At 72.9% G+C, this 8,862-nt stretch carries 9 protein-coding genes and 2 tRNA genes; 2 read left to right on the top strand and 9 right to left on the bottom strand.

The window, feature by feature from the left end:
• Window positions 1-118: 118 nt before the first annotated feature.
• The 4 genes from ACZ58X_RS36270 to ACZ58X_RS36255 form a co-directional block, all read right to left on the bottom strand.
• Window positions 119-781: an ATP-dependent Clp protease proteolytic subunit gene (locus tag ACZ58X_RS36270; protein ID WP_350886164.1), complete on the bottom strand. Its 663-nt coding sequence runs from the start codon at window positions 779-781 to the stop codon at window positions 119-121.
• A 56-nt stretch (window positions 782-837) separates the two neighbouring features.
• Window positions 838-1,452: an ATP-dependent Clp protease proteolytic subunit gene (locus ACZ58X_RS36265; protein WP_329931219.1), complete on the bottom strand. Its 615-nt coding sequence runs from the start codon at window positions 1,450-1,452 to the stop codon at window positions 838-840.
• A 277-nt stretch (window positions 1,453-1,729) separates the two neighbouring features.
• Entirely contained in the window at window positions 1,730-3,118 is a 1,389-nt protein-coding gene (gene tig / locus ACZ58X_RS36260; RefSeq protein ID WP_470337828.1) for a trigger factor, read from the bottom strand.
• Window positions 3,119-3,413: 295 nt separating this feature from the next.
• Window positions 3,414-3,487: transfer RNA gene (locus ACZ58X_RS36255), tRNA-Pro, on the bottom strand.
• Between the two features lie 216 nt (window positions 3,488-3,703).
• On the opposite strand from ACZ58X_RS36255, the gene ACZ58X_RS36250 reads away from it, so the two are divergent.
• Window positions 3,704-3,774, top strand: a tRNA-Gly gene (locus tag ACZ58X_RS36250).
• 67 nt (window positions 3,775-3,841) lie between these two features.
• Here ACZ58X_RS36250 and ACZ58X_RS36245 read toward each other — a convergent pair.
• Complete coding sequence (locus ACZ58X_RS36245) at window positions 3,842-4,402, bottom strand: DUF6197 family protein (protein ID WP_470337827.1); 561 nt, start codon at window positions 4,400-4,402, stop codon at window positions 3,842-3,844.
• Window positions 4,403-4,642: 240 nt separating this feature from the next.
• Between ACZ58X_RS36245 and ACZ58X_RS36240 the strand changes: the two genes are divergently transcribed.
• Window positions 4,643-5,386: a DUF6348 family protein gene (locus tag ACZ58X_RS36240; RefSeq protein ID WP_470337826.1), complete on the top strand. Its 744-nt coding sequence runs from the start codon at window positions 4,643-4,645 to the stop codon at window positions 5,384-5,386.
• A 32-nt stretch (window positions 5,387-5,418) separates the two neighbouring features.
• Here ACZ58X_RS36240 and ACZ58X_RS36235 read toward each other — a convergent pair whose 3' ends face one another.
• The 4 genes from ACZ58X_RS36235 to ACZ58X_RS36220 all read right to left on the bottom strand — a co-directional run bounded on the left by ACZ58X_RS36235 (window position 5,419) and on the right by ACZ58X_RS36220 (window position 8,803).
• The gene (locus tag ACZ58X_RS36235; protein ID WP_188304780.1) at window positions 5,419-5,616 is read right to left on the bottom strand and encodes a hypothetical protein; all 198 of its coding nucleotides are present in this window, start codon (window positions 5,614-5,616) and stop codon (window positions 5,419-5,421) included.
• 532 nt (window positions 5,617-6,148) lie between these two features.
• On the bottom strand, window positions 6,149-7,375 hold the full coding sequence (locus ACZ58X_RS36230; protein ID WP_360245093.1) for a PP2C family protein-serine/threonine phosphatase: 1,227 nt from the start codon (window positions 7,373-7,375) through the stop codon (window positions 6,149-6,151).
• A 289-nt stretch (window positions 7,376-7,664) separates the two neighbouring features.
• Complete coding sequence (locus tag ACZ58X_RS36225) at window positions 7,665-8,150, bottom strand: ribose-5-phosphate isomerase (RefSeq protein WP_375893080.1); 486 nt, start codon at window positions 8,148-8,150, stop codon at window positions 7,665-7,667.
• A 53-nt stretch (window positions 8,151-8,203) separates the two neighbouring features.
• Window positions 8,204-8,803: a biotin transporter BioY gene (locus ACZ58X_RS36220; RefSeq protein ID WP_470337825.1), complete on the bottom strand. Its 600-nt coding sequence runs from the start codon at window positions 8,801-8,803 to the stop codon at window positions 8,204-8,206.
• Window positions 8,804-8,862 lie beyond the last annotated feature (59 nt).

The raw sequence follows: 8,862 nt of genomic DNA, 5'->3' as shown, positions 1-8,862 counted from the left end.
TCTTCCCCCCCCCCCCCCCCCCCCCCCCCCCCCCCCCCCCCCCCCCCCCCCCCCCCCCCCCCCCCCCCGTCCTCCCCCCCCCCCCCCCCCCCCCCCCCCCCCCCCGACGGTGCCGGCCTCAGGAGGTCAGCGAGGTCTTGCGGGTGGAGATGATCTGGTCGACCAGACCGTACTCCAGGGCCTCCTCGGCGGTGAGGATCTTGTCGCGCTCGATGTCCTCGCGCACCTGCTCCACCGGCTTGTTGGAGTGCTTGGAGAGCATCTGCTCCAGCTGCTCGCGCATCCGGAAGATCTCCTTGGCCTGGATCTCCAGGTCGGACACCTGGCCGCGGCCGGTCTCGGTGTACGGCTGGTGGATCAGGATGCGGGCGTTCGGCAGCGCCATCCGCTTGCCGGGGGTGCCGGCGGCGAGCAGCACGGCCGCGGCGGAGGCCGCCTGGCCCATGCAGACCGTGGTGATGTCCGGCTTGACGTACTGCATGGTGTCGTAGATGGCCGTCAGGGCCGTGAACGAGCCGCCGGGCGAGTTGATGTACATCTGGATCTCGCGGTCCGGGTCCATCGACTCCAGGCACAGCAGCTGCGCCATGATGTCGTTCGCCGAGACGTCGTCGACCTGCGAGCCGAGGAAGATGATGCGCTCCTCGAACAGCTTGGCGTACGGGTCGTACTCGCGGATGCCCTGCGTGGTGCGCTCGACGAAGCGCGGGACGATGTAGCGACCCTCGGCGCGCATGTCCTCGACGCGGGCCTGGGCGGCCGACAGGCTGGGGATGTTCATGGGGGTTCTTGTCCTCCGGGGCGTTGTGGCTGTGGTCTCGTGGGCCGGGCCGAGGCTCAGGCGCCCGTGCCGCCGCCGCCGGGGACGTCCGCGGCGCTGTGCATGATCGCGTCGATGAGGCCGTACTCCAGGGCCTCCTCCGGGGTGAACCAGCGGTCCCGGTCGGAGTCCCGGGTGATCTGCTCGAAGGACTGGCCGCTGTGGAAGGCGATCAGCTCGGACATCCGCTTCTTGGTGCGGAGCAGCTGCTCGGCCTGGATGCGGATGTCCGTGGCGGAACCGCCGAGGCCCGCGGAGGGCTGGTGCATCAGGATGTTGGCGTTCGGCAGCGAGAAGCGCTTGCCCTTGGCACCGGCGGTCAGCAGGAACTGGCCCATCGAGGCGGCCATGCCCATGGCGATGGTGACGACGTCGTTCTTGATGTACTGCATGGTGTCGTAGATCGCCATGCCCGCCGAGATCGAGCCACCCGGGGAGTTGATGTAGAGGAAGATGTCCTTCTCGGGGTCCGCGGCCAGCAGCAGCAGCTGCGCGGTGATCTTGTTGGCGATGTCGTCGTCGACCTGCTGGCCGAGGAAGATGATCCGCTCGTTGAGCAGCCGGTTGTAGACCTGGTCACCCAGGCCGCCGAGCACGTCACCAGAGGCGGCGTGCGGCGCCATCGGGCCCATCTGCATCTGCGGGAACGTCACTTAGCCACCTGCTCAGTCGATTTGGACGGTCGCCGGGCGGCCGTCACGGTGTCGCACAGCTTCCGGGTATCACGTCGTGATTGTTGCTGTCCAAGGACCCTAACGCGCAGGCCCGGCCGCAGAATCCCTCACGCAGAACTGTTCGCTGTGAGCGCAGGGTCGCGGGGACACCCGGGTGCGCGGTGGGACGACGACGGGCCCGGACACCGTACGGCGTCCGGGCCCGTCGTAGCGCCTCAGGGGGCTACCGGGACACTCAGGCCTCGGTGCTCTCCTCGGCCTTCTCGGCGGCGGCGGCCTCGACGGTCTCGGCCGTCTCGTCCTCGTCGTCGAAGTTGATCTCGTTGCCCTCGGTGTCGACCACCTTGGCGGCCTCGACCACGGTGGCCAGCGCCTTGCCGCGGGCGACCTCGCCGACCAGCAGCGGAACCTGGCCGCCCTGGACGACCTGCTGGGCGAACTGGTCCGGGGTGAGGCCGGAGCCGGCCGCACGGCGGATGAGGTGCTCGGTGAGCTCCTCCTGGTTAACACCCAGCTCCTCGTTGGCGACGATCTGGTCCAGGACGAACTGGGTCTTGATGCCCTTCTTCGCCTGCTCCTCGATCTCCGCCTCCCACTCCTCGCGGGACTTGCCCTGGGTCTCCAGGTAGGTGTCGATGTTCAGACCCATCGGCTCGAGCTGGTGGTGCTCGAGGTTGTGCTTGCGGGTCTCGATCTCGTCCTTCAGGAGCTTCTCGGGGTACTCGATCTCAACCAGCGCGAGCAGGGCGTCGAGGACCTTCTCCTGGGCCTGGGTGGCCTGGTCGTACTCCTTCATGCGCTCCAGGCGCTTGCGGGAGTCGGCACGCAGGTCCTCCAGGGAGTCGAACTCGCTGGCCAGCTGGGCGAACTCGTCGTCCAGCTCCGGCAGCTCCTTCTCCTGGACGGCCGTGACGGTGACGGTGACCTCGGAGGTCTTGCCCGCCTGGGTGCCGCCCTTGAGCTCGGTCTCGAAGGTCTTCTCCTCGCCGGCCGACAGGCCGAGCACGGCCTCGTCGATGCCGTCGATGAGGCGGCCCGAGCCGATCTCGTAGCTGACGCCCGTGGCGGTGCCGTCGTCCGGCACCTCGCCGTCGACCTTGGCGATCAGGTCGACGACCACGATGTCGCCCTCGGCGGCGGCGCGCTCGACGTCCTTGACCGAGGAGAAGCGCTCGCGCAGCTGCTCGAGGGACTTCTCGATGTCCTCGTCGGAGACGGCGATCGGGTCGACGGTCACCTCGATGGAGGAGAACTCCGGCAGGGTGATCTCCGGGCGGATGTCCACCTCGGCGGTGAACTTGAGGTCACCGCCGTCGGCGATCTTCTCGACACCCTCGATGTTGGTGATGTCGGGCTGGCCGAGGACCTCGATCTTGCCCTCGTCGACGGCCTGCGTGTAGAAGCGCGGCAGGGCGTCGTTGACGGCCTCCTCCAGCACGGCACCGCGGCCGAAGCGCTGGTCGATGACGCGAGCCGGGATCTTGCCCTTGCGGAAGCCCGGAACCGTGACCTGCTGGTTGATCTTCTTGTACGCCGCGTCGAGGCTGGGCTTGAGCTCCTCGAAGGGCACCTCGACGGTGAGTCGAACCCGGGTCGGGTTCAGAGTCTCGACGGCGCTCTTCACGGTTAGGTCTCCTAGGGGCTTGCGGTCAGGTTGTCTCCGCCCGCCCCGCACGCCCGGCCGGAGCCGGTACGGGTGGGTCGGACGAGACGGGCGATGGGCGGTTGGAGCTGCATCTCCCGTGTGGGTGGACGGTGAGCTTGACTCCTCGCCCTCGGGCGGTTGACCTGGGTTGACGCCACAGGGACTACCGCCAGCGCCCCATCCTACCGGTACCACGAAAGGCGGACGCCAGGCGCCACCGTACCGCCCGAACAGAACAGGGCCCCGCCCCGGTGGGCGAGACCCTGCCGCACTGTCGGGGTGACCGGATTCGAACCGACGGCCTTCCGCTCCCAAAGCGGACGCGCTACCAAACTGCGCCACACCCCGTGGTGCCGAGAGGAAGCGTACACGCCGGGCCTGTACGGCTCGTCGACTTATTCGGGGCACGGCGGGAGGCACGGCGGGAGGCACGGCGGGAGGCACGACGGGAGCACGGCGGGAGCGCCGCGGAAGGGGTCCGCGCGGAATGCGGTGTGCACGGGAGGGACCGGAGCGGGTACGCTGTCCCCCGAACTTCCGGCCGGGAACGGTCGGCGGGTTCGCGCGGGTGTAGCTCAATGGTAGAGCCCTAGTCTTCCAAACTAGTCACGCGAGTTCGATTCTCGTCACCCGCTCTCACGGCCCGGCCCCGGTGCGCCCAGCGCACCGGGGCCGTCGGCGTTCCCGGGCCCGTGCGGGGCCTCAGAGCCCCAGCCGGGCGGCCCGGGCGGCGGCCCGGTCGAGCAGCAGGTGGACGTCGCCCTCCCGGGTGGTGGGGCGGTCGTTGTACTCGTCCGGGGAGCGCGCCGGGCGGCCGGTGGCGTGCAGCACCTCCATCAGCTGGACCCGGCCGGCCCGCACGGTCGCCGGGGTGCCGTAGCCGTACGCCAGGACGGCGGCCTGGGCGCCGAGCAGGCAGACCCGCCCGGTGGTGTCCCACATCGCGCCCTGCAGCCAGCCGTGGGCGCCGATGTAGCGGGAGGCGAGCCGCAGGTGGTCGGCGGCGGTGACCGGGACGGGCCGGGCGGGGCGGCGCAGCGCCCGGTCGAGCAGGGTGGCCCGGGGCTCCGGGTGGCCGGCCTGCCAGGGGCGCAGGGTGCTCCCGTAGCGGCAGACGTACGGCCCGGGGGTGCGCGCGGGGGCGGGCAGCGAGGCGAGGTAGGCCTCCACCTCGGCGACCAGGCCGGAGCCGTCCGGGCCCGCGAGCAGGTCCGCGAGGGCGGCCGGGTGGGGCGCGGGGGATGTCGGGGCGGTGCGGGCCATGCGGGCTCTCCAGGCGGGCGGCTGTCGGGTTCCGCTCCCCAAAGTGGGGCATACCGGACAATTCCGCGACCGCAGGGAGGAGGCGTCCGCACGGTTTCCCGCACGGCGGTCGGGCCGATAGCCTCGGCGGCGTTCGAGCGCAGTTCGAGCGCGACCCGTGGCGCCGCGCTCCCGAAGTGGAGGAGTCCCGTGGGTCCGCAGGAGCGACTGGCCGTCATACAGCGCTGTGTGATCCGGGAGATGGCACGACTGGGCCAGGACTTCCACCCGGACGGCGAGGTGGTGCGCGGCCCCGGGACCACCGCGGTGGCGGTGCGCGAGCACCCCGGGGAGGACGGCGGCGCCGGGCACGTGGACCTCGGCTTCGTGCTCCACCTGGGCCGGGCGGACGCCCCGGTGGTGTGGGACTGCGCGCCCGGCCTCGGCAAGACCGAGGAGGAGAAGCTCGCGAACGCGGTGAAGATGTGGGCGACCACCACCGCCTCGGTGCTGGTCGAACTGGCCGACGGGCGCGGGATCCACGCCGACCGCCCCAACCTGCCCGAACTCCCGGGCTGGCGGGCGGTGCAGGGACCGGCGGCGGTGTTCGGCTTCGGCAACGAGCACCTGGCGGCCTGGCTCGCCGAGCACCGGGTGCTGCCCGCGCTGGCGCCGGCCCTGGAGCGGGAACTCACCGGGCCGGGGCCGGTCGGGGTGAAGCTCTTCCTGGGCGGGAAGGCGGGCGACGACGTCGCCGAGGTCCGGGTGGGCGGCGAGGTGTCGGAGGCGGCCTCCGCGGCGCTGCGCGCGCTGGACTGGCCGCGCGGCGAACGGCTGTGCTGGGCGCGGCTGTTCGTGCTGCTGACGGCGGAGCGGGCGGCACCGGCCGCGGCCACGCCGACGGGCGCCCCGGCACCCGTGCCGGTGCGTGCCCCGGCCCCGGCGGCGGCGCGCCCCCGGGGTCTGTTCGCCCGCTGGCGGGAAGCCCGGCGGGCCGGCCGGTAAGCCCCTGGCGGAGGGCGTCCGGCCCGGCCGGGTCAGCCCCCCGTGATGCTGGAGATGCTGTGCGCCAGGTTGGCCAGCAGGGAGTTGATGGAGGTCGCCATCGTGGTCTCGTGCAGCATGAAGCCGAACAGGGCGGCGACGATCGCGTGCGGGATCTTCAGCTGCTTGTTCCGGATGAAGATGATGCACAGGATCGCGAACAGGACCAGCGCGGAGACGGAGAGTGCCACCCGGACTCACTTCCTCGTTTCATAGCGTGGCGCCGCCGCCCGGCGGCACCTGCGAAGCCGGACCCCGGCCTGTCCGACGGTCCCGAGGCGGAATCGCGGACCGTCCGGCGCAGCGCCGGCGGAGGAGCACGCACCGGCCCGCTGTCTGGTGTGCCGCACGTGTCGCCCCCCATCCCCCGAATCCTGAACAGTCCCGCCCGGACTCAGTGTGGTCGACCGTGCCGATTGCGTAAAGGTCTGACAGTCGGCCCAACGCCGACATCCTGCGATGCGGGACGAGTTTCCGCCGACCGGGACGATAGCGGAGCCGTTCTGACGAATCGTCGGCGGGGCGCTGCTGAGCGGCCGGGAAACGCCCGGGGGCGTGGAGCGGAGGTCGCGGATCCGCTCAGCCGACGGGCCGTCCGATATGGCCGAAGATCAGCTGCCAGGCTTGACACGACGGCACTGCCGGTGGCACATGACGCGGGCCCGCGCGCGGGCGAGCCCCGCCCCGGAGGCGAGCGGGCGAGCCACAGCGAGCGGGCGAGTATCAGTCGCGCCAGAGCAGGAGTACGGCCCGGTCGTCGTTGATGTCCCGGGCGACCGTCTCGATCAGCGCGCCCGCCGCGCCCGCGCCGCTGCCCGGGGCGCCGCCGGGGACCAGCCGGTCGGCCTCCCCCATCAGCCGGTCCATGCCCTCGGCGAGGTCCCGGCCGGGCGCCTCGACCATGCCGTCGGTGCACAGCATCAGCACGTCGCCCCGGTTCAGCCGGCCGCGCACGCCGTCGAACTTGGCGCCGTCGTAGATCCCGAGCAGCGGGCCCTCGGCCTCCTTGACCTCCCAGCGCCCCTCACCGGCCAGCCGCTGCATGCCCGGCAGGTGCCCGGCCGAGAGCAGTTCGTACTCGCCGCTGTCCAGGTCCAGCACCAGGTGGACGGCGGTGGCGAAGCCCTCCTCCCAGGACTGGCGCAGCAGGTAGCCGTTGGCGGCGGGCAGGAAGTCGTGCGCGGGCAGCGAGCCGACCAGGCCGCCGAAGGCGCCGGAGAGCAGCAGCGCCCGCGAGCCCGCGTCCATGCCCTTGCCGGAGACGTCCGCGAGGACCACCTCCAGCAGCCGCTGGCCGGGGCCGGTGCGGGCGGCCACCACGAAGTCGCCGGAGAAGGACTGGCCGCCGGCCGGGCGCAGCGCCATGTCGGCGTGCCAGCCGGCCGGCAACTCGGGCACCCGGCTCTGCACCCGCAGCCGCTCGCGCAGGTCGAACAGCATGGTGGAGCCGCCCCACCAGGGGACGCCGACCCGGGCCCGGAACTGGGCCAGCAGCAGCCCGCCCACCCCGGCGGCGCCGACCACCAGGGCCGCGCCGGGGGTGACGCCGTAGACGTAGGCCTCCGGGTTGTCGCTGGCGACCCGCTGGCCGGTGTGGATCACGGACTCGGCGGACAGCCCGAGGGCGGCCAGCGCGTACAGGACCACCAGGGAGCCGGGGCGCAGCAGCAGTGCGCCGGCCAGGATCGGCAGGACCAGGGTGGTGGGCGGGGCCCAGTCCGGGATCCAGATGTTGAGCAGGATCATCAGCGGGACGAGCAGGGCCAGCGCGCAGAGCACCGGCCAGTCGGCGGCGCCGCCGCGGAAGTAGTCGACACCGGCCGTGCGCAGCCTTCGGCGGGCCCGGCGGAGCGTCTTGCGCAGCCGGGCCGTCACGGGCTCGGACGCCGGGGCGGCGCCGGGCCTCGTCGCAGTCGTCTGGGGCGGTGCGCCCGGCGGTCTGCCAGCCATGGGGTCCGACCCTATCCACGGGTGCGGCCCGGCGTCGACGGCCCGGGGGCGGGCGGCCGCCCCGGCGCGCGGGGCGCTCAGCGGGTTTCGGCCGATCGGGCCGGTGGCGGGCGCGCCGTCAGGAGGCGTGCACCGGTTGGGCGTACGGAGCCCGCGGGCAGCGCGTGCGCCCCGCGTGCGCGGCTGCTCGTGCGCGGGCGGCTGTGGCCGACGACACAGGCGCCGGGCCGCGCGGACGGCGACGGCCGGCCGCACGGGAGGGTGCGGCCGGCCGTCGGTGGCGGGTGGATCAGCCCTGGGGGTGGTGGGCCGGGATCGGCGGGAGTTCGCCGGTGGTCTCGTACTCGCTCAGCATCTCGATCCGGCGGGTGTGCCGGGCCTCGCCGCTGTAGGGGGTCTTGAGGAAGACCTCGACGAACTCGGTGGCCTCGTCCTCGGTGTGCATCCGCCCGCCGATGGAGATGACGTTGGCGTTGTTGTGCTGACGGCCGAGCTCGGCGGTCTGCACGCTCCAGGCCAGCGCCGCACGGACGCCCTTGACCTTGTTGGCGGCGATCGCCTCGCCGTTGCCCGAGCCGCCGATCACGATGCCGAGGGCGTCCGCGTCGGCGGCGGTGCGCTCGGCGGCCCGCAGGCAGAACGGCGGGTAGTCGTCCTCGGCGTCGTAGATGTGCGGCCCGCAGTCGACCGGCTCGTGGCCGGCCCCCTTGAGCCACTCCACGAGGTGGTTCTTCAGTTCGTATCCGGCATGGTCGGAGCCCAGGTACACGCGCATGCCATGAGTGTGGCATGCGGGTGCGCCCGGGCCCGACAACGGGGGCCCGGGTCTCAGCGGCGGCCGAGCAGCTTCCAGGCGAGCGGCAGCGCCCCGGCGGCGAGGGCGGCCTTGAGCGCGTCGCCGACCAGGTACGGGTAGAGGCCCAGCTCGGCGGCGCGGGCCAGCGGGACGTGCAGGCTGAACGCCAGGTACGGGACGCCGACGGCGTAGATGGCCAGGCTGCCCAGTGCCATGGTCACCGCGGTGTTCAGCGGCGAGCGGTCGGCGCCGCGGCGGGCCAGCGCGCCGGTCAGGGCGGCGGCGAGGACGAAGCCGAGCACGTAGCCGAACGACGGCATGGCCCAGCCGGAGGTGCCCTCGGCGAACCAGGGCAGGCCGGCCGCGCCGGCCAGCAGGTAGAGCGCGAGCGAGGCGACGCCGCGGCGGGCGCCGAGCGCGGTGCCGACCAGCAGGGCGGCGAAGGTCTGGCCGGTGACCGGCACCGGCGAGCCGGGCACGTTGACCGACAGCTGGGCGGCCACGCCGGTCAGCGCGGCGCCGCCGACCACCAGGGCCAGGTCGCGGGCCTGGGTGCCGAGGCGGGTCGAGGCGGCGGGCAGCAGGTCGGCGAGGACGGCGCGGCGCGCTATCGGGGTGGTGGCAGTGGCCATCGGGGCTCCTCCGTGGGGTCCAGGTGAGTGAACACCTGTGAACCTACGCGGTGATCCAC

It is taken from the genome of Kitasatospora sp. NPDC040550 (assembly GCF_055594965.1).
This window is presented reverse-complemented; position numbering and strand designations above follow the sequence as displayed.

Bases quoted from the DNA above. Each gene is read 5' to 3' on its own strand.
- ACZ58X_RS36270 (WP_350886164.1), bottom strand. From the start codon at position 781: ATGAACATCCCCAGCCTGTCGGCCGCCCAGGCCCGCGTCGAGGACATG.
- ACZ58X_RS36265 (WP_329931219.1), bottom strand. From the start codon at position 1,452: ATGGGCCCGATGGCGCCGCACGCCGCCTCTGGTGACGTGCTCGGCGGC.
- ACZ58X_RS36245 (WP_470337827.1), bottom strand. From the start codon at position 4,402: ATGGCCCGCACCGCCCCGACATCCCCCGCGCCCCACCCGGCCGCCCTC.
- ACZ58X_RS36240 (WP_470337826.1), top strand. From the start codon at position 4,643: ATGGCACGACTGGGCCAGGACTTCCACCCGGACGGCGAGGTGGTGCGC.
- ACZ58X_RS36230 (WP_360245093.1), bottom strand. From the start codon at position 7,375: ATGGCTGGCAGACCGCCGGGCGCACCGCCCCAGACGACTGCGACGAGG.
- ACZ58X_RS36225 (WP_375893080.1), bottom strand. From the start codon at position 8,150: ATGCGCGTGTACCTGGGCTCCGACCATGCCGGATACGAACTGAAGAAC.
- ACZ58X_RS36220 (WP_470337825.1), bottom strand. From the start codon at position 8,803: ATGGCCACTGCCACCACCCCGATAGCGCGCCGCGCCGTCCTCGCCGAC.